Raw genomic sequence first — 19,238 nt, 5'->3', positions numbered from 1 at the left:
CGTCGACCGCGGTCGAAATGCACCGTCGGGCCGCTCAGTGGATGCTTGCTCAAGGGGAGCCGATCGAGTCCATCCGCCATTCCATTCTCGCGAACGATCTGCAGGGTGCGGGTCGGACGCTGCTGTCGGTTCTGGTTCGGGTGTTGTCACTCGAAGGACCCGCCTTGGCCGCCGCCATCGAGCCGCTGGCCAGGACCGCGCCGGACAACCCATCGCTGACGAGCCTGCTCGCGGCGGCCGGTTGTCATTACCACCGGCAGGAAATGGGCGCGATGCTGCGCGACGCAACAGATGCGAAGGCCTTTCTCGACACCGCCGGTGATGACCGGGCGGCGGCGGAAATCCTCATCGCCCTGTTCGAACTGGCCGCGGCACGGGTGCGGGGTGACAGTGCCGGCACTTGGAAGCTGGCCGATCATGCCCTCGCCATCATCGACCGCACCCCGCCGCAGGAACTGCCGACCGGGCGTGGATTCCGAGCGGTCGCTCTGGTCAATCGCGCGGGTGCCGAGGTATGGACGGGAATCCGCCCGGACACGGCTGCCACGCTGGTCGACATGTCGCGCGAGGCCGCCGAACTCGGGTTGCTGCTGCCGCACGTCAACGCCATGAGCCACGTCGCGTTGATCGACGCGCTGCACAGTCGCTGCACCGCTGCGCACAATCGGGCGACCGAGACATTGCGATTCGCGGACCGGCGCGGGTGGCGATCACAACCGCAGGTGCTCGGCGCGGTCCTCACCCTTGCCTTGGTCGATACGAGCCGGCATGACGTCGAGAACGCGGCCAGGTGGGTGAGCCGCGGGCTCGCGGCGGGCGGCAAGGACACCGACCGTGCGTTGCGGCTCGCGCTCGCCGTCGCCGCTGTGCAGGTCGCCGTCGGGCGCGGGGATGTGACTGCCGCGTTGACCGCCGACGCGCGAGCCGTCGATGGTCTGGCGCGGACGCCCGACGCGGCACCGCTCCTTCGCCGATGGAGCGGCGTCGCCGGCGCCGAGGCTCTGCTCCTTGCGGGCCGGCCGGCGGAGGCAGTCGACCGGATCATCGGACCCGGCACCGGGGACGACCCGCCCTCGGCCTGGGAGCGGGTGGCGCTCGCCCGCGCCCGCATCGCACTTGGAGACATGCCTGCAGCTCAGCTGTGCATCGAACCCCTGCTGCGACCCGCCCCTCCGGTTCTCGAACCGGCCATCTCGGCGGCCCTGCTCCAAGCCCTGATCGCGGACCGGGGGCACCGCGATTCCGCGGCGCTGGCTGCTGTCACGCTCGCGATCGACCTGGCGTTCAACGAGGGCATCAAACGGCCGTTCGTGCTGATCGGCGGGCGCATTGCCGAACTGCTCATCCGCTACCGCAACCTCGGTGGCCGGCACGACGCGTTCGCGGCGGAGCTCGTCGAGCTGCTCAGACCGACCGCCGGCCACCGGAACGGCCAATCGCACAACGGCTCTGAGCCGATGATGGACCCGCTGACCGAGCGGGAAACCATCGTCCTGCACTATCTCCCGACGATGCTCAAAGCCGGTGAGATCGCCGACGACTTGTACGTCTCGGTCAACACGGTGAAGGCACATCTGCGGGCCATCTACCGCAAGCTCGGGGTCGCGAACCGTAGGGACGCCGTCGAACGGGCAAGGACGAGCGGCCTGCTGTGAGCGGATCACCTGACCCGACATCAGCTTCGTCTACAAAGGGTGAGGCGCCGGGCGCTGCCCGGTCCTAGGTTGAACCACGCGGACCGGTCAACCGGTGGGCGACGACTGCACCGGAGGGGACCTGGATGAGCACCATCGCGTGGATCATCCTGCTGATTCTGTTGATCCCTGCGATCGGAATCCTGATCTGGGTAGTCATCGCGGAATCGCTGGTGAGGGTGCCGTCGGGCAGTCTCGGCCTGGTGATGGTCAAGGGCCGCGCCACCGACACGGTGCTGCTCCCGGGGCCGCACTTCGTGCCCGCCCTGCGGCGCCGGATGGTCGAGGAGTACCCGTCGGTCGAGATGGCCTACCGGGCCGGTTCGCAACCGGACACCGAAGCCACCGTGTTCGGCACCCGCGACGCGGTGGACGCCACCGGTGCGCTGCGCCGCTCGCAGCATCTCGAGCGCACCGGACCTGCCTTGGAGGTGGCGCTCGGTGACCGGTCGACCGCGACGGTCTCGCTCACGATCCGGTTCCGGCTGATGCCCGAGCAACTGCGGCGCGTCCACGAACGGTTCGGCCCGAACGGCGTCTTCGGCATCGTCCGCGACGAGAGCATGCGAGCGGCCGCGCGCGCGCTCGGTGATCCTTCGTTCGGTGTGGACAGCCTCTTCGGCCCCGCGCGCGAGGCCTGCCAGTACAAGCTGCTCGAAGAGATCGGCGCCGCGCTCGAGGCGGACGGTATCGAGGTGACCGCCGTCGTTCTCGGCACGGTCGATCTCGGCCGCACCGGCGAGGTGATCCAGGCGACCGTCCGGGCGCGGTACGAACTCGAACGCGAGCAGGCCGAGGCCGCCACCCGAATGGTCAGGGCGATGAACGACGCCGACCTCCAGGACAAGATGAGCGCTCCCAGTGAAGGCGCATGGCGTTACCGCGAAACCGATCTGTGGCGCGATCTGGTGCAGCGGACCGCCGCGTTGAACGTCGCGCTCCGGGCCGGTCCGGGATCACCGGTCGCCGGTGTCGGCGCAGCCGGCCTCGACCCGGCGACACAGGCGGCCGACCGTGCAGCGCTCGCCGAACAGGCCACCCAGCCGGGTGACCAGGGAGCACCGTCGTGAGCGATGGCACGACCTCCCGGGGGGACCGGCTGCTGGAGATCATCGCGGTTCTGCTGCTTGCGGTCACCACCCTGGGGACAGCATGGTGCGGCTACCAGTCGTCGGCCTGGAACGGCGTGCAGACCGACCTGGCCCGCACGTCCTCGGACGAACGGGTGGAGGCGGCCAGGGCCTTCGGCCTTGCCACCCAGAAGGTCGCCTACGACGCCGGTCTCGTCGCGCAGTACGCGCAGGCGGTCCAGGCGGGGAACACCAGGCTCGCCGACTTCTACAAGAAGACCCTGGTCCGCCCGGAATTCCTGCCGCTGCTGGAGGAGTGGCAGGCCGAGGTCGCCGCCGGTGGAACTCCTACGAGCCTGTTCACCGACCCGGAGTACCTGGACGCGCAGTTCAAGACGTACAACGAGGCCACCAAGAAGGCCGAGGATTCCAACGCAGCCAGCCAGACAGCCGGCAACACCGCGGACTCCTACGTCCTGACCACGATCCTGCTGGCGGTCGCCCTGTTCTTCGCTGGTGTGACGTCATCGTTCCGCTACAAACCGGCGCGGGTGCTGCTGATCATCCTTGCGATCGGCACGGTCGCGGTGGCGGCGACCCGACTGGCCGACCTCCCGATTGCCTGACCCGCCCCGCCTCGAGATCCCTGGCCGTCCGAAATCCCTGGCTGTCCGAAAACGCGACCGTCAAAGAATCGACATGGCGGTTCCGGTCGCCCCGGTTGCCCGGGAACGACCGCAACAGCCATCTGGACTGGAGAACGGCGTGATGGAGCGGGTGCGCTGAACGGGGGGCAGTCAGTCTCCGTCGGTCATTTCGTCGATGCAGACCGTGATCGCCAACAGCAGCGCGTCGTTCTGCCCGGCCGCGATCTCGATGCCGTAGGTGTCACGAACCCTGAACCACTTCTTGGAAATCGTCGCCACGGTGTCGCCGTCGCGCTCGATTTCGTACTCGTGGTCGACGAAGTTGCCGTGCGCCTTCATGTCCGGACCGTTGTCGACGTCGATCTCGAACCGGTGCCGCAGCCCGATCAGCGCCTTGTGCACCGTCGCCTCGGTGTCCCCGAGCTCGATCTTCATCTTGTCCCGGATGCTGAGCTTCTTCTCCTGGATCTTGGCGATCTCGTTGCCGTTGGTGTCTTCGAGAATGAACGTCTCACGGATTCTGGCGGCCTTGCCGTTGACCTTGTAGACCTTGTCGCCGTTCTCGTTCTCGATCCACGAGTCGTCGCCGATCGACATCCACTTCTCGCGCATCTGGTACCGGTTCGCCTCATTGTGGGCACGGCGGCGATCACGGAAGCTCATGGAATCCCTTTCGAAAGCCGGCCGAACCGGCGCTGACGGCATGCAGTCCCGGCCGCACGGCCCGGCAGAACTCGAGCGGGCCAGCGACGGGCCGCACTGCGGAGCAGCGCGGCGGGGCGGCGATCACCACGCGGCATCGACGGTCGTCGGGCCGAGCGCGACGTTGAGCAGGCATGACGGAGACTCTTTCTGTCCGGGCCCCATCGTCCGGCGGCGCTGATATCGCGGCATCACCTGATTCGGGTGAATAGGGCCGGGCCCTTGCAACAAGCGCGCGCTGCGAGGCCGGCCGGCTCAGCGGCCCGTCCGCCGACGACCCGCCGACCGTTTCGGGCGCACCACCCGACGGGCCCGGATGACGTACGTCGGCGAAACCGACTCGGAGCCACCGACCTCGAGAACCTCCGGATCCGCCAGTCCCGCCCGGGCGACCGCGGTGCGATCCCGGTCCAGCTCCTCGCGGGCACTCTCGCCCTTCATCGCCAGCACCAGCCCGCCGTCCCGGGCCAGCGGGGCCGACCATGTCACCAAACGGTGCAGTGGCGCGACCGCCCGCGAGGTCACGACGTCCGCGTTGCCGCACTCGGCGATGACCTCTTCGGCCCTGCCCCGGACCGCTCGGCAGTTGCCCAGGCCGAGGCTCTCGATGGTCTCGACGAGGTATCGCACCCGGCGCTCCAGCGGTTCCACCAACGTCACCGTGAGGTCCGGTCTGGCGATCGCGAGCGGGATTCCGGGTAGGCCGGCCCCGCTGCCGATGTCCACCACGGACGAGCCGGCGGAGATCAGCTCGGCGATCACCACGGAATTGAGCACATGCCGACTCCACAGCCGGGCAGGCTCCCGGGGACCGATCAGCCCCCGGACGACGCCGTCGGTGGCCAACGAGTGCACGTACCGGCGCGCGAGCTCGGCGCGGTCACCGAAGAGCGCGGCCGCCGCGGCCGGTTCGGGTTCGAGGTCGGCTGCCCCGGCATCCGGGTCGGCGCTGGCGCTCACCACGGAAGGAGCGTCAGGAGGCGGGACTGATGACGACCCGGCGGCGTGGCTCCTCGCCCTCGCTGGAGGACGTCACGCCGTCCACGGTGCCGACCGCGTCATGCACGACCTTGCGCTCGAACGGATTCATCGGGGCGAGCCGGACGGGCTCGCCGGACTCGGCGACTTGCTGGGCGGTCTTCTTGCCGAGCTCACCGAGCTCGGTGCGACGCCGGGCCCGGTAGCCGGCGATGTCGAGCATCAGCCGGGAGCGCTGTCCGGTCTCGGCCATCGCCGCCAGCCGGGTCAGCTCCTGCAGCGCGTCCAGCACCTCGCCGTGATCGCCCACCAACCGGTCGACGTCACCGTCGCCGATGATGGAGACGACGGCGCGCTCACCCTCGACGTCCAGGTCGATGTCGCCGTCGAAGTCGAGGATGTCCAGCAGCCGCTCGAGGTAGTCGCCGGCCGCGTCACCCTCGGCCACCAGCAGGTCGTGCTTGCTCATCCCACCGCGGGCCGCAGATTCGGGAGCCTCCGAGGACGAGGCCGACGAGTCGGAGCCCTCGGCCGTCGCCGGCTCGGACTCGTCCTGGACAGCCAGGTTGACAGCATTCTCGGTCATCGGTTCTCCCCTTGGTTCTGTGCTACTCGTCTGTGGTGGGCGATCGCGCGGCCATGGTCACCCGGGCTCCGTGCATCGCACCGGCACGCCCGGGTGAGGGCGGCGATCAGCGCTGGCCGGAGTTCTTCTTCTTCTGCGTGCGCTGCGGTCTCGCGCCCGGTGCCGGCTTGGCGCCCGGCGCAGGTTTCGCGCCTGCTTTCGGAGCACCCTTCGGCGGTGCGGGTGAGGACCCGGCGGTCGGCTTGGCGCCCTTGGTCAGACTGGGTCCGCCACTCCCGGTTGTCGAGCCGGTCGTCGAGCCGTTCCCGGTCACCGTGCCGTTCGGGTCGCCCACCTTGGACGGTGTGATCACCGGCCGGTTCGTGACCTGCTTGGGCTTCGCACCGGGCCGCGGCGTGGAGAACTTCGAGAGGTCCTTGACCTCTTCGACCACCTGGGCCTTGGCGAGCGCTCGCTTGTCCTGCATGCGGTGCGCCACCCAGAGCTGGCCGAAGGTCCACGAGTTGTTCGCGAGCCAGTAGAACAGGATGGCCAGCGGGAAGAACGGACCACCCACCACGACGAACAGTGGGAACATGTAGAGCATCAGTTTGTTCATGATCGCGGTCTGCGGGCTCGACGCGTCGATGTTCATCTCGCGCTGGCGGGCCACAGACCGGCGGCTGGTCAGGTGGGTCGCGATGCCGGCCAGGATCGTCAGCGGGATGCCCCACCAGATGATCGCGGCGCGATCGCCGGCCATGAAGGTCAGCTGGTCCAGCGGCATCGTCATGAAGCCGACCAGCGGCGCACCGCCGGGCAGCTTGGCGCTGCCCATCGAGACGACGTCGGCCTGCCCGAAGAAGTAGACGCTGTCCCGGTAGAACCACACGCCCGGGCCGCCGGGCCCATCGTTGACCGGCTGGAACATCCGCAGCACGTGGAACAGACCGATGAAGACCGGCGCCTGGATCAACGCCGGCAGACAGGAGGCCAGCGGGTTGACCCCCGCCTCCTTGTTCAGCTTCATCATCTCTTCGGACAGCCGCTGCTTGTCGTCCTTGTACTTCTCCCGCAGCTTCTTCATCTGCGGCTGGACAGCTTGCATCTTGAGCTGCGAGTCCATCTGCTTCATGAAGGGCTTGAAGAGGATCGCGCGCAGCGTGAAGATCAGGAAGACGACGCTGAGCACCCAGGTGAGGGCGGTGTCGGGGCCTAGGAAAGATCCGAAGATCTTGTGCCAGACCCACATGATCCCGGAGATCGGGTAGTAGATGTAGTCCAGGGACCAGAAGTTGAAGGTCACGCGGCAGATCTCCCGGTCATCGGTTCCGCGGCCGCGGACTGCGGCGCGTCAAGGTCGGTGCCGGCAGCGCGGGGTTCCGCAGTGCAGACAGTGGCGGTGCAGACAGTGGGGGAACTCCCGGCAGGCTCGTCGCGTTCCCGTGCTCGCCGCTCGCCCTTGGCGGGGACGTGGTCGATGCCCCCGTCGCTCCACGGATTGCAGCGGAGCAACCGCCACACCGTCAGCCCGGTGCCCACGACGGCGCCACGGGTGCGCAGCGCCGTCACGGCATAGGCACTGCAGGTCGGGTAGTACCGGCAGGTCGCCGGTGTGTACGGGGTGATGAACCGCTGGTAGAAGCGGATCGGGGCGATCAGCACCTTCGCGGCGATGGACGTCATGACGGCGCGCCGGACCGGGCGGGTACCGCGGCACCGGCCCACTTGCGTTCCGCGGCCGCCAGACCCGAGCGGAGATCGCGGTCGAGGTCCTTGCCGGCAGCGGTCGCCGCCGACGGCAACGCCCTGACGACGACGTCGGTGCCGGCCGGCAGATGCGCCAGCTCGCGGCGCACCATCGGCCGCAGCCGGCGGGTGATCCGGTGCCGGACGACCGCGTTGCCGACCTTGGCCGAGACGACGAAACCTGCCCTGGGCGCGGCGGAACCCTGCCCGTGCAGCAGGTGCACGACCAGGTGGCGGCTCCCCGCGCGGCGTCCCGAGCGCACCACGGCGGCGAACTCGGCCGACGTGTGCAGTCGATTACCTGCGGGCAGCATGACGGTGTTCCGGCCGGCCGTCGGGCTCAGGCCGACAGTTCGTCGCGGCCCTTGCGGCGGCGGGCGGCGAGGATGGCGCGGCCCGCACGGGTCCGCATCCGCAGCCGGAACCCATGGGTCTTCGCGCGGCGGCGGTTGTTCGGCTGGAAGGTGCGCTTGCTCACGGCTGTCTCTCCACTGTCTGGAAATGCTCAAGAATGCTGGAACGGTGCAGGTCACGGGTGGTGCTGGTCAGGTCGTGCGGTGCTTCGCCGGTGGCACCCGGATCGCACCGCGGAACCCATCGGGGATGGATTCCATCTACCGGGCAGAGATGCCGAGCAGGCCCTGGGTAACGGGCAGCAGAAAGCGACCGGGATACGCCGGATGTTCCCAGGGTACGGACCATGGCGCTGAAGGGTCAAACCAGCGGTAGCAGCCGGCGACCTTGCCGGGCACTCCGACACGCCGAACCTGTTGTACCGCTGAGCAGTCGGCCTTGTGGGAAGAACAGGAAAGTTGTTAGCGTCCGGCTTCGCACGGCTCGGAATCACCGAGTCCCCCGGCACCTTCTGCGCCTGCTCATGGAGCGACGCGGGCCGTTACCGTCGCTTCCGTTATCCACACCTGTGGACAACTGTTGTGGACGGCGGACGGGGGAGGCAGACGGGGCAAGGGGTTGACGCGTGGCTGTCGAGGAAGCGGAGAACCGACTCAAGCCGGAATGGCAGGCAGTCGTCGCCGACCTCGAGGCCACCCTGAGCCAGCAGCAACGGGCCTGGCTGTCGCTGACGGTGCCGGTCGGTCTGCTCGGCTCGACGGCGTTGCTCGCCGCACCGACCGAGTTCGCGAAAGAGGCGATCGAACGCAGCCTGCGTGAGGCGATCACCAGTGCGCTGTCCGAAAGACTGGGCCATCAGATCAATCTCGCGGTGACGGTCAGCGAGGACGGGGCGATGGCTCCGATGCCGCCGGCCAGCGACCGGCGGCTGCCGCCGGACCGGTTCGTCAACGGTTCGGTCACCTACGGCGTGAACAGCGACGGCGCGATGAAGCGCCCGGGCCAGGGCCCGATGAGCGAACGCGCCGCGGCCGAGCTCGGCGAGGGCGACGACCTGGACGAGGCCGACGAGGAAGCCGATGCGCTCGCCGCGGTCACCGCGATCTGGCCGACGTACTCCGGCCGCCGCGACCACGCGCCGCCGAACCCGTCGCAGACCCGGCTGAACGAGAAGTACACCTTCGAGACGTTCGTCATCGGTGCGTCCAACCGGTTCGCACACGCGGCCGCGGTCGCCGTGGCCGAGGCACCCGCCGTCGCCTACAACCCGCTTTTCGTGTGGGGCGAATCGGGATTGGGCAAGACACACCTGCTGCACGGCATCGGGCACTACGCGCAGCGGCTGTTCCCGGGGATGCGGGTGCGCTACGTCTCCAGCGAGGAATTCACCAACGACTTCATCAACTCGCTGCGTGACGACCGGAAGGTGGCCTTCCAGCGCCGCTACCGCGACGTCGACGTGCTGCTGGTCGACGACATCCAGTTCCTGGAGGGCAAGGAAGGCACCCAGGAGGAGTTCTTCCACACCTTCAACACGCTGTACAACGCCAACAAGCAGATCGTCATCTCCTCGGACCGGCCGCCGAAACGGCTCGAGACCCTCGAGGACCGGATGCGGACCCGGTTCGAGTGGGGCCTGACGACCGACATCCAGCCGCCGGAGCTCGAGACGCGGATCGCCATCCTGCGCAAGAAGGCGGCGCTGGACCGGATGAATGCGCCCGACGACGTGCTGGAGTTCATCGCCAGCCGGATCGAGCGCAACATCCGGGAGTTGGAGGGCGCGCTGATTCGGGTGACGGCGTTCGCGTCGCTGAACAACCAGACGGTCGACCTCGCGCTGGCCCAGATCGTGCTGCGCGACCTGATCCGCGATCCGGTCGCCAACGACATCGATGCCGCGACGATCATGGCCGTCACCGCCGAGTACTTCGGGGTGACGCTGGACGAACTGTGCGGACCGGTGAAGACCAAGCAGATCGCTTCCGCCCGGCAGATCGCCATGTACCTGTGCCGGGAGATGACGGACCTCACGCTGCCCAAGATCGGTCAGACCTTCGGCGGCCGCGACCACACCACCGTCATGCACGCGGCCAAGAAGATCCGCACCGAACTGGCCCAGCGCCGGCAGACCTATGACCACGTCCAGGAGCTGACGGCGCGGGTCCGGCAGCGGGTCCGGCACTGAGCGGTAGTCCTTCCCGCGCACCCTTGACCAACCACCGGCCGGCTGGCACGCTCCCTTGTCAGAGAGCGCTCTCCCACCCCAAGCCACTGGAGTCTTGATGGACGACCGCGCAACGGCGACCTCCCTGTCGCACCACGACCAACTCCCGGCCGGCGATTCCGGCGGGCTCTCGAGGCGGCTGTTCCTGGCCGGGGTGTCCGGTGCCGCCGTGCTGGGCAGCGGACTGGTGGCCACCCCCGCCGCAGCCGCTGCCACCACGAGCGCCCCCACGGCTGCTCGGACCGGTGGCGCCCGTCACGGCAGTGGTTCGACGGACCGCGCCATGGCGTTCCTCCGGACCATGACCGACGCCTATCCGGCGGTCAACCCCGGCCCGCGGCTCCCGCAGAGCTACGCCGACGAGCTCGGATTGTTCTCTACGGCGTTCATCTATGACGTCGCGCTCTCGGTATGCGCGGCGCTGACAGGTGGGCGGCGAAGCCTCGATCTCGCCCGCACGATGGGCGACGGGATCGTCTACGCGCAGGAGAACGACCCGGGCTACGACGACGGGCGGCTGCGTCAGGGCTACAACGTCGGTCCGTACGTGTTCTACGACGGAATCCCGCAGCCCTACGGATTCGTGCTGCCCGATGGCAACGCGAACATCGGCTTTCAATTCGGTTTCCTCGGCACCGCCGTCGGCGACATGGCCTGGCCGGGCATCGCCCTCGTCCAGTTGTACCGTCGAACCCGGCGTCGCAAGTACCTCGATGCAGCCGTCCGGATCGGCGAGTGGATCGTCACCAACGCGACGTCACCGGGGTCGCTCGGCGGATTCAACTTCGGTGTCAACGGGAGCAACGTCTCGATCCCGAACGTCTCCACCGAGCACAACATCGATTGCGTCTCGTTCTTCGGCCAGCTCCGGCAGGCCACCGGCGATGCCCGCTGGCGGGCCGCCGCGACAAGGGCCCGGGGCTTCGTGGACCGCATGTGGTCGGCGCAGGGCGGCTACTTCTTCACCGGCTCGAACGACGGCGACACGATCAATCCGACACCGCTGCCGCTGGACCCGCAGACCTGGAGTTGGCTCGCGCTGCGCGACCGGCGCTACTCGCGGGCCCTGGAGTGGGCCGGCTCCGCATTGGCCGTCACCGACGACGCGACGGCCGCCAATTCCCAGGTGCCGCCGGGCGTGACCATCTCGGGGGTGACCTTCAGTTCGGCCAGCAAGACGTCCACCGCCAGCTACAACGGCATCCAGGTCAATCAGCGGGGTGTCTGGTTGGAGGGCACCGCTCAACTGGCCACCTCGTTGGCCGATCGTGGCGGCCGCCGGGACAGGCTCCGTGCCGACGCCATCCTCCGGCAGGTTCGAATCGCACAGAGATCCTTGGGGTTCGGTTCTGCGGTGGGCACTCAGCAGCACGTCGGCGGGACGGAGCTAGCCGATGGCGGGGGTGTGGTCGCCGCATCCAGCCTGATCGACTCGGGTTTCGGGTTCGGCTATTTCCGGGTGCAGCACACCGGAGCCACCGCCTGGTACCTGATGGCCGCCGCCCGGGCCAACCCGATGCAGTACGGCGAACTCTGACCCTGTGGACAGCTGAGAGCGGGACAGGGAACTCAGGCGGACTCGCGGACCACCAGTTCGACGGGCAGGACCACCCGGTCACTGCCCGTCGGGCCGGCAGCATTGTCATGGCCAGCACTGTCGTCCCGGTCCCTGTCCCGGTCGCTGTCGTCCCGGTCGGACAAGCCGGGTCGGGTCCGGGCCAGCATGATGCGAGCCATCGTTCTGCCCTGCAGGACGGTCGATTGCCGGACGGTGGTAAGCGGCGGCGCCGCCGACCGGGCCACTTCGATGTCGTCGAATCCGACCAGGCTGACGTCGTCCGGAACGCGCCGACCCGCCCGGCGCAGGGCCCGCAACGCACCGAGAGCCATCAGGTCGGACGCCGCGAACAGCCCATCCAGGTGCGGGGTGCGCGCCAGCAGGCGTTCGGCGGCCGCTTCGCCGCCTTCCTGGGTGAAGTCGGCGTACTCGACGAGGGCAGGATCGAAGGCTGCGCCGAGACCGAGCCGGAAACCCGCCAGTCGATCGACCCCCGCACACATGTCCTCCGGCCCGGACAGGATGCCGATCACGGTTCGGCCGGCCGCGAGCAGGTGCCGGGCCGCCAGCCGCCCCCCGTCGACGTTGTCGTTGTCCACGTACGGCACATCCAGCTTCGGGTTCATCGGACGGCCGCCGATGATCAGCGGAACCCCCGCCGCGAGCAGGGCCGCCGGCAGCGGGTCGGCCGACGAGTGCTCGGAGATCAACAGCACGCCGTCGACGGCACCGGACCGGACGTACCGCTCGACCCGGTTCAGGTCCTTCGCGGACTGCGCCATCATCAGCACGACCTGGACGTCGGCCGCACCCATCTCGCGCATGACCCCCCGGACAATCCCGCTGAAGAACGGATCCCCGAACACCCTGAAATCAGACTCGGAGGCGACCAGCGCGAAGGTGTCGGTGTTGCGGGTGACCAGGGTTCGGGCCGCCCTGTTCGGTTGGTAGCCCAGTTCGACGATGGACCGTTCGACCCGTGCACGCAGATCAGCGGCCACCGTCGTCGATCCGTTGACCACCCGCGACACCGTCGCCCGGGACACTCCGGCGTGGGCACCGACCTGCTCGAGGTTCGGGCGGGCCCCGGACAGTCGTGGATGCGTGACCCTGGTCGTCATCGACTGCCCTCCCCGAGCATCCTTCGTGCACGTCGCCGCGGCGCCGCAATCGGTCACCGAGGCGTCCCGAAAATCGATCTCGCTCAACGGCTTACAGCCTGTCGGGCAGCATCCCCGGATCAAAATGCTAACAACGGACGGAAACACCTGGTTGGCCCTACCAACGGTCATGGTGTGCGCTGTGCACACCGACGACCGACGAAAATCGACTCTTTCGGTGCGGACTTGTCCGTTTTGATCACGGTTGCATCACGTTGGCCCTTACCCATGCACATGTTGTGCACAACCATGTGGACAGCTGGGGGTAACCAACGGGGACAACTTGTCATCCCGTCATCGATCCACACCCTCGCCAAGGCGTCCCCAGGAGCCACCCTGGTTGTCCACGTGCGCGCCACGCACGCTCACCAGCGGACATTGACGTCCATCCACACTGTCCACACCGCTTACTACTGCTACTGCTTTATCTCTTCCAGAGCTCTGCTCTTAAGTACCGCTGGGGAGAACCCGCATCGGAGACCGTCGGATCGGCCGGACCTGACCCCTGAAAGACACGCACCAGGAACACCGGGAACCGACCGGTCAACCACCCCGACTGTCGGTGACGTGCCTTGTCGTCGTACTCTCGGACGCCCGCTGCCGTGCGAAGCCCCCGACGACAAGCACCGATCCCGGTGCTCCGTCACAGCCCGCCGCCGCGCTCCGAACGCCCGTTATCGACCGATCTGTGCAGAGCAGCGACCGTGGAGGTCTTCTCGATGAAGTTCCGTGTCGCCCGTGACGACCTTGCCGATGCCGTCGCCTGGGTGGCCAAGTCCCTTCCGACGCGGCCGCCGGTGCCGGTGCTGGGCGGGATCCTGCTCGAGGTCAGGGGCTCGACCCTGACCGTCGCCGGCTTCGACTACGAGGTGTCGACCAGGGCGACCGTCTCGGTGGACACCCTCGAGACGCTGGCCGATTCGGCGCCTGACGGCCCGGACGGCGAGCCCGCGGCCGAGCGGGTGCTGGTGTCAGGACGGTTGCTGGCCGAGATCACCCGCTCACTGCCGGCCAAGCCGGTCGACCTGACGGTGAACGGGCCGCGGGTGTCGATCATCGCCGGCTCCGCGCGGTTCACCCTGCCGACCATGCCGGTCGAGGATTACCCGCCGCTGCCGCAGATGCCGGCCTCGTCCGGTCGGGTCGACGCCGCGGTGTTCTCCGAGGCGGTCGCCCAGACGGCGGTCGCCGCCGGTCGCGACGACACGCTGCCGATGCTGACCGGCATCCGGGTCGAGATCGAGGGCGAGACGCTCACGCTGGCCGCCACCGACCGGTTCCGGCTCGCGGTGCGCGAATTGAACTGGATCCCCGATCAGCCGGACATGTCCACCGCGGTGCTCGTCCCGGCCCGGACCCTGGCCGATGCGGCCAAGACCCTCGGCGGCGCCGCCCAGGTGACGATCGCGCTGGGCGACGGGCTGCTCGGTCTGGAGGCCGGCGGCCGCCGCACGACGGTCCGACTGCTCGACGTCGAATTCGTCAAGTACCGGTCGCTCCTGCCGTCCTCGCACACCACCACCGTCGACATCCCGGTGTCGGAGCTGGGCGACTCGATCAAGCGGGTCGCGCTGGTCACCGATCGCGGCCACCACCTGCGGATGCAGGTCAGCGAAGGATCGCTGACGCTGACCGCGGGGGGCGACGACGAGGGACGCGCCGAAGAGGACCTGCCCGCCTCGGTGGACGGAGCCGAGCTGCTCATCGCGTTCAACCCGACCTACCTGCTCGACGGCCTCGGTGTCGTCCACTCGGATTCCGTCCGGCTGGCCTTCACCACGCCCGCCCGGCCGGCGCTGCTGGTGCCGATCACCGGTGACGGCGAGAGCAACGGCGGGACCGGCTCTGCCGCGGGCGATCAGGCCGCGGACAACGGCCCGGACGGCGCACCCGGCAGCGCCAACTCCGCGTACCGCTACCTGGTGATGCCCGCCCGACTGCCCGGCTGACGGTTCTTCCGGCCGTTGCCGATTGTTCGTGCGCCATGTTCGGCCGCGTCACCCGTGGGGATCAGGGATCCGGTGTGTTGGGATTCGGTTGCCACCCGCCCGGCTGGGTACCGGCAGGCAACGGATCTTCACTTGGTCAGCACGTCAATCGGCAACGTCACATCGGCAGTCTCAACTCGGCAGCGTCAACCAGCAGCGTCAATGAGCAGCGTCGTGAGGGGAAAGAGCATGCAGATCGGCCTCATCGGACTGGGCAAGATGGGCGGCAACATGGCCGAGCGGCTGCGCCGCGACGGCCACGAGGTGGTCGGGTACGACCGCAACCCGGACAGCCCGCGGACAGTGGATTCCCTCGAGGCCCTGGCTGCGGCGCTGTCCGCCCCGCGGGTCGTCTGGGTGATGGTGCCCTCCGGCGAGCCGACCAGGGCGACGATCGTGTCGCTCGCGGAGGTGCTCGAGGCCGACGACATCATCATCGACGGCGGCAACTCCCGGTACACCGACGACCAGAAGCACGCCATCTCGCTCACACCGAAGGGCATCCGCTACCTCGATGTCGGCGTCTCCGGCGGTGTCTGGGGCCTGACCGAGGGCTACGCCCTGATGGTCGGCGGCGACGCCGAGACCGTCGCCGTGGCGCAACCCATCTTCGACAGCCTCAAGCCGCCGAACGGCGGTTTCGTGCACGCCGGTCCGACCGGTGCCGGGCACTTCACGAAGATGGTTCACAACGGCATCGAGTACGGGATCATGCAGGCCTACGGCGAGGGCTATGAGCTGCTCCAAGCCGTCGACATGGTGCCGGACCCGGACGCCGTGATGGCCTCCTGGCAGGAGGGCACCGTCATCCGGTCCTGGCTGCTGGAGCTGCTGGTCCTGGCACTGAAGGACGATCCCGGCCTGGCGGACATCCGTGCCTACGCTCAGGACTCCGGCGAGGGCCGGTGGACGATCGAGGCGGCTATCGAGAACGCGGTCCCGATGCCGGTGATCACCTCGGCGCTCTTCGCCCGGTTCGCGTCCCGGCAGGACGAGTCGCCGGCGATGAAGGTCGTCGCCGCCCTGCGCAACCAGTTCGGCGGGCACGCTGTCGGAAAGGAAGGCACCACGGGCACCATCCCGGTGAGCTGAGGTTCCGGGCGAGCGCCTGCCTGGACGGAAGTTGATCATGGCGGAACTCGCGGTCAACCCGGCGTGTCGCGGCCGATTGGTGCGAGTTTCGCCATGATCAACAACAACGAGGGGTAGCGGTCCGGGTGTTCGCGCGTCACCTGTCGCTCAGCGACTACCGGTCCTGGGCGGCGGCGGAGGTGCCACTGCACCCCGGGGTGAATGTGCTCATCGGCCGCAACGGCACCGGCAAGACCAACCTCGTCGAGGCGCTCGGCTACCTGGCCACGCTGTCCTCGCACCGGGTCGCCTCCGACGCGCCGCTGATCCGCCGCGGCGCCGAGCGGGCGGTGGTCCGGGCCGCGGTGGTGTCCGACGACCGGGAGCTGTTGCTCGAGGTGGAGATCACCACCGGCCGGGCCAACCGCGCCAGGATCAACCGGTCGCCGCTGACCAGGGCACGGGACATCCTCGGGGTGCTGCGGACGGTGCTGTTCGCGCCGGAGGATCTGGCCCTGGTGCGCGGTGACCCGTCCGAGCGGCGCAAGTTCCTGGACGAGGTGCTCATCATGCGGGCACCCCGGTTGGCCGGGGTCCGAGCCGACTACGACCGCGTCCTGAAACAACGCAACGCCCTGCTCAAGACGGCCGGTGCGGCGCGGCGGTCGGGCGGGAACCTCGCAACCCTCGACGTCTGGGACGAACACCTGGCGGAGGTCGGCGCTCAACTGGTGCACGCACGGCTGGGGCTGGTGGCGGAACTTCGCCCGCACGTGCAGGCCGCCTACGCCGACGTTGCCGGCAGCGACCAGCTCGTCGACGTCGTCTACCGGTCGAGCATCCCGCTCACTCCCGACGACCCGGGCGTCCCGGGGATCGAGGTGCTGCACGCTGCGATGCTGGCCGAACTGGGTCGGGTACGGAGCAGCGAGCTGGACCGCGGGATCTCGCTGATCGGCCCGCACCGCGACGAGCTGGAAATGCTGCTCGCCGGCGGACCCGCGAAAGGCTATGCCTCGCACGGTGAGTCGTGGTCGTTCGCGCTCTCCCTGCGGCTCGGCGCGTTCGCACTGCTGCGCTCTGACGGCGTCGACCCGGTGCTGGTGCTCGACGACGTGTTCGCCGAGTTGGACGTCACCCGGCGGGAGCGGTTGGCCGCTCTGGTGGCGGACGCGGACCAGGTGCTGATCACCGCCGCCGTGCAGGCCGATGTGCCGGCCGCATTGGGCGGGGAGCGACTGCTTGTCACCCCGGACGGCATCACCCCCGACGGCATCCGGCCCGACACCGGCACACCCGACACCGTTACACCCGACACCGTCACCCCCGACGGCATCACACCCGGCTGAGGAAGCGCAGCACCCCCGCCGTCGCGTCGGCCTGTGCCTTGGCCAGCCCCTCGCGGGAGCCACCGAACGCGATGCCGTTCGTCCACGGAGCATCGGTCGGCAGTAGGCCCAGCCTGATCAGATGGCCGGCCCCGTCATAGACCCGACAGTCGTCGCCCGCGTCCAGACCGGCGGCCGCGCGCTGGGCGGACAGCATCCTGGCCATCTGGACGGACGGCCACAGTTGGTCGTCATTCCCGGCGAGCATCATCACGGGGCAGCGCACGGCTGCCGCGTTCAGCAGGGCCGGGTGCTCGGCGGGTTCGGCGGCGGTGGGGCGGTCGTACTTGTCGAGCAGCCTGGCCGCGACCAGCGACGCCTCGTAGGCGGGCCGGAGTCGGAGCAGCGTGGGTCGCTGCTGGGTGATGTCCCGGCCGACGGTCCACGCGTTGCGGATGATCTGCCGCATCAGCACGCCGCTCGCCAGCGGCACCCAGGGCAGCGGGTTCCCACCAGTGAGCCACGACGCGGTGTCCGGTACCTCGCCGGACGCGCCGAGGGCCTGCCAGGACACGCTGCTCGGGCTGACCAGCACCAGGCCACGGAGGTCGGGGCAGAGTCCGGTGCTCACCGCGGCGAGCAGGCCCTCGGCGCCCCGCGAGATCGCCATCGCCGAGAGCCGGGTGGCGTCGACGTCGTCATGCTGGCGCACCAGGGTCAGCGCGGCGGCGAAGCGCTCCAGCGGCACCCGGCAGACCGATTCGCCGGCGTCCGGCTCGCTGATCCAGGACTGCGCCAGGGCGGCGAATCCGTTCGACGCGAGGACGGCCGCGTTCGACAGTTGCGATTCGAAGCCACCCTCGGAACCGCCGAAGCAGGCAACGGCGGGCCACCCCGCGTCCGGCGGGCGGCCGGCGGGGAGCAGCAGCAGCCCGGGCAGTCCACCGATCGACACCGGTTCGTAGCGCAGGCCCGCCGCACCGGTCCGCCGGAGCACTGTCCGCCGCCCCGCGACCGGACGGCCGGAGGTACCGCTGTCGGTGGAGTTGACCGCGCCGACACCGCTCGCTTGCACCGTCAGCTGCCACGGTTCGGCCGGCGGGACGAACATCTCCGGGGTCTCGTCGGCGTCGAAGCGCATCGCCCAGAGCGGAGCGTTGCCGTCCGCGGTGGACCAGTCCGGATCCTGCCCGTCGACGCTCTCCGGCTCCGCCGTTGCCAGATCGAGGACGCCGGTGTTGGGCACGGTGAACTCGGCCCTGGACCGCCAGCGCCGGCCGTAGAGGTCGATACCGGTGGTACTGACTTCCACCCTGGACCCGGCGCGGCCACCGACGACGGACACCCCGAACGGTTCGTCCAGCCGGCTGTCCGCCGGGGCGTTGATGGTGAGCCCGCCGATGTCGGCGGGCGGCACCGGTTGGTGCGCGATGGTGGCGGTTGCGGCCGCCGTGCGGCGGTCGACGATCGCAGACTGCTTGTCGAACCAGGGCGGGAACGCGGCGGAGATCGCGCCGGCGATGCCCAGTGCGGTGAACGGGATCACCCAGTAGCAGACGATGGACAGCGGGTCGTCCATGTCCAGGATGGTGGCGTCACCGTCGACGATCGGCGGGATCATCGACGACACGAACATCACCGCGAAAGCGCCGACCCACATCCACGTCATGCCCAGGGTGATCGTCCGGAAGCCCTGCGTCTTCGCCGTCGCCTCGTCCACCGAATCAGCGGCGTACTCCCGCACGAAGGGCCGGCCGACCAGGATCCCGCCCAGGGCGATCAGCAACAGCCCGAGGCTGCTCAGCGGTTGCAGCCAGCGTTCGAGGACCGCGTCCGGGACCAGGTAGGCCGCCAGCATGAGCACGGCGAAGACGGCGAGGTTGCCGATGTCCAGGGTTCGTTGCGGCCGGTGACGCAGCCGGAGCGACAACTGGATCAGCAGCGTGACCCCGAATGCCACGGTGACGGCGGTGGTGAAAGGGATGTTGCCGACCAGAATCCAGTAAATGATCCACGGAATGAATCCGACAACGATGCCCATGCAACCCCGATCCCCTCGATGCCGTTGATTCTGCGGTGGGATCACGCCGGTTGGCAACGCGGCTCGCGCCACGCCTGGGCAGGGTGTCGGCCGATAGGCGCTGGCA

General features: G+C 69.0%; 17 protein-coding genes. 8 read left to right on the top strand and 9 right to left on the bottom strand.

Features of this window, described 5'->3' with window-relative positions; translation table 11 throughout:
* The 3 genes from ACVBEQ_RS12440 to ACVBEQ_RS12430 form a co-directional block, all read left to right on the top strand.
* Positions 1-1,655: LuxR C-terminal-related transcriptional regulator (locus ACVBEQ_RS12440; protein ID WP_447153396.1), on the top strand; the 1,655-nt coding region annotated here is incomplete at its 5' end.
* A 125-nt stretch (positions 1,656-1,780) separates the two neighbouring features.
* A complete protein-coding gene (locus tag ACVBEQ_RS12435) occupies positions 1,781-2,764 on the top strand; it encodes an SPFH domain-containing protein (RefSeq protein WP_447153395.1) in 984 nt (327 codons plus the stop codon).
* Positions 2,761-3,390: a hypothetical protein gene (locus ACVBEQ_RS12430; RefSeq protein ID WP_447153394.1), complete on the top strand. Its 630-nt coding sequence runs from the start codon at positions 2,761-2,763 to the stop codon at positions 3,388-3,390. The genes ACVBEQ_RS12435 and ACVBEQ_RS12430 overlap by 4 nt, the downstream gene beginning before the upstream one ends.
* A 171-nt stretch (positions 3,391-3,561) precedes the next feature.
* On the opposite strand, the gene ACVBEQ_RS12425 is transcribed toward ACVBEQ_RS12430, so the two are convergent.
* The 7 genes from ACVBEQ_RS12425 to rpmH all read right to left on the bottom strand — a co-directional run bounded on the left by ACVBEQ_RS12425 (position 3,562) and on the right by rpmH (position 7,883).
* Positions 3,562-4,074, bottom strand: coding sequence for an LURP-one-related/scramblase family protein (locus ACVBEQ_RS12425; protein WP_447153393.1), 513 nt, complete (start codon positions 4,072-4,074; stop codon positions 3,562-3,564).
* 294 nt (positions 4,075-4,368) lie between these two features.
* On the bottom strand, positions 4,369-5,073 hold the full coding sequence (gene rsmG / locus ACVBEQ_RS12420; protein WP_447153403.1) for a 16S rRNA (guanine(527)-N(7))-methyltransferase RsmG: 705 nt from the start codon (positions 5,071-5,073) through the stop codon (positions 4,369-4,371).
* A gap of 13 nt (positions 5,074-5,086) precedes the next feature.
* Positions 5,087-5,677, bottom strand: coding sequence for a Jag family protein (locus tag ACVBEQ_RS12415; RefSeq protein WP_447153392.1), 591 nt, complete (start codon positions 5,675-5,677; stop codon positions 5,087-5,089).
* 106 nt (positions 5,678-5,783) lie between these two features.
* Positions 5,784-6,962, bottom strand: coding sequence for a membrane protein insertase YidC (yidC, locus tag ACVBEQ_RS12410; RefSeq protein ID WP_447153391.1), 1,179 nt, complete (start codon positions 6,960-6,962; stop codon positions 5,784-5,786).
* Positions 6,959-7,342, bottom strand: a complete 384-nt coding sequence (gene yidD / locus ACVBEQ_RS12405; RefSeq protein ID WP_447153390.1) for a membrane protein insertion efficiency factor YidD — start codon at positions 7,340-7,342, stop codon at positions 6,959-6,961. The genes yidC and yidD overlap by 4 nt, the downstream gene beginning before the upstream one ends.
* Positions 7,339-7,719, bottom strand: coding sequence for a ribonuclease P protein component (gene rnpA / locus ACVBEQ_RS12400; RefSeq protein WP_447153389.1), 381 nt, complete (start codon positions 7,717-7,719; stop codon positions 7,339-7,341). Before rnpA ends, yidD begins: the two co-directional genes overlap by 4 nt.
* Before the next feature lie 26 nt (positions 7,720-7,745).
* Complete coding sequence (rpmH, locus tag ACVBEQ_RS12395; protein WP_088287484.1) at positions 7,746-7,883, bottom strand: 50S ribosomal protein L34; 138 nt, start codon at positions 7,881-7,883, stop codon at positions 7,746-7,748.
* 501 nt (positions 7,884-8,384) lie between these two features.
* Here rpmH and dnaA point away from each other — a divergent pair.
* Positions 8,385-9,947, top strand: coding sequence for a chromosomal replication initiator protein DnaA (gene dnaA / locus ACVBEQ_RS12390; RefSeq protein ID WP_447153388.1), 1,563 nt, complete (start codon positions 8,385-8,387; stop codon positions 9,945-9,947).
* A gap of 97 nt (positions 9,948-10,044) precedes the next feature.
* Entirely contained in the window at positions 10,045-11,523 is a 1,479-nt protein-coding gene (locus ACVBEQ_RS12385; RefSeq protein WP_447153387.1) for a Tat pathway signal sequence domain protein, read from the top strand.
* Positions 11,524-11,555: 32 nt separating this feature from the next.
* Here ACVBEQ_RS12385 and ACVBEQ_RS12380 read toward each other — a convergent pair whose 3' ends face one another.
* On the bottom strand, positions 11,556-12,665 hold the full coding sequence (locus ACVBEQ_RS12380; RefSeq protein WP_447153386.1) for a LacI family DNA-binding transcriptional regulator: 1,110 nt from the start codon (positions 12,663-12,665) through the stop codon (positions 11,556-11,558).
* Between the two features lie 758 nt (positions 12,666-13,423).
* Between ACVBEQ_RS12380 and dnaN the strand changes: the two genes are divergently transcribed.
* The 3 genes from dnaN (at position 13,424) to recF (ending at position 17,112) form a co-directional block, all read left to right on the top strand.
* The gene (gene dnaN, locus ACVBEQ_RS12375; protein ID WP_447153385.1) at positions 13,424-14,653 is read left to right on the top strand and encodes a DNA polymerase III subunit beta; all 1,230 of its coding nucleotides are present in this window, start codon (positions 13,424-13,426) and stop codon (positions 14,651-14,653) included.
* Positions 14,654-14,854: 201 nt separating this feature from the next.
* Entirely contained in the window at positions 14,855-15,784 is a 930-nt protein-coding gene (gene gnd, locus ACVBEQ_RS12370; protein WP_447153384.1) for a phosphogluconate dehydrogenase (NAD(+)-dependent, decarboxylating), read from the top strand.
* 125 nt (positions 15,785-15,909) lie between these two features.
* Positions 15,910-17,112 carry a DNA replication/repair protein RecF gene (recF, locus tag ACVBEQ_RS12365; protein WP_447153383.1) on the top strand — a complete coding sequence of 401 codons (1,203 nt, stop codon included), beginning with the start codon at positions 15,910-15,912 and terminating at the stop codon, positions 17,110-17,112.
* Here recF and ACVBEQ_RS12360 read toward each other — a convergent pair.
* On the bottom strand, positions 17,099-19,132 hold the full coding sequence (locus ACVBEQ_RS12360; RefSeq protein ID WP_447153382.1) for an acyl-CoA thioester hydrolase/BAAT C-terminal domain-containing protein: 2,034 nt from the start codon (positions 19,130-19,132) through the stop codon (positions 17,099-17,101). The genes recF and ACVBEQ_RS12360 overlap by 14 nt on opposite strands.
* Between the last annotated feature and the right edge of the window lie 106 nt (positions 19,133-19,238).

It is taken from the genome of Nakamurella sp. GG22 (assembly GCF_052976845.2).
The sequence above is the reverse complement of the archived record's forward strand: the minus strand, read 5'-3'. Positions and strand labels throughout refer to the sequence as shown.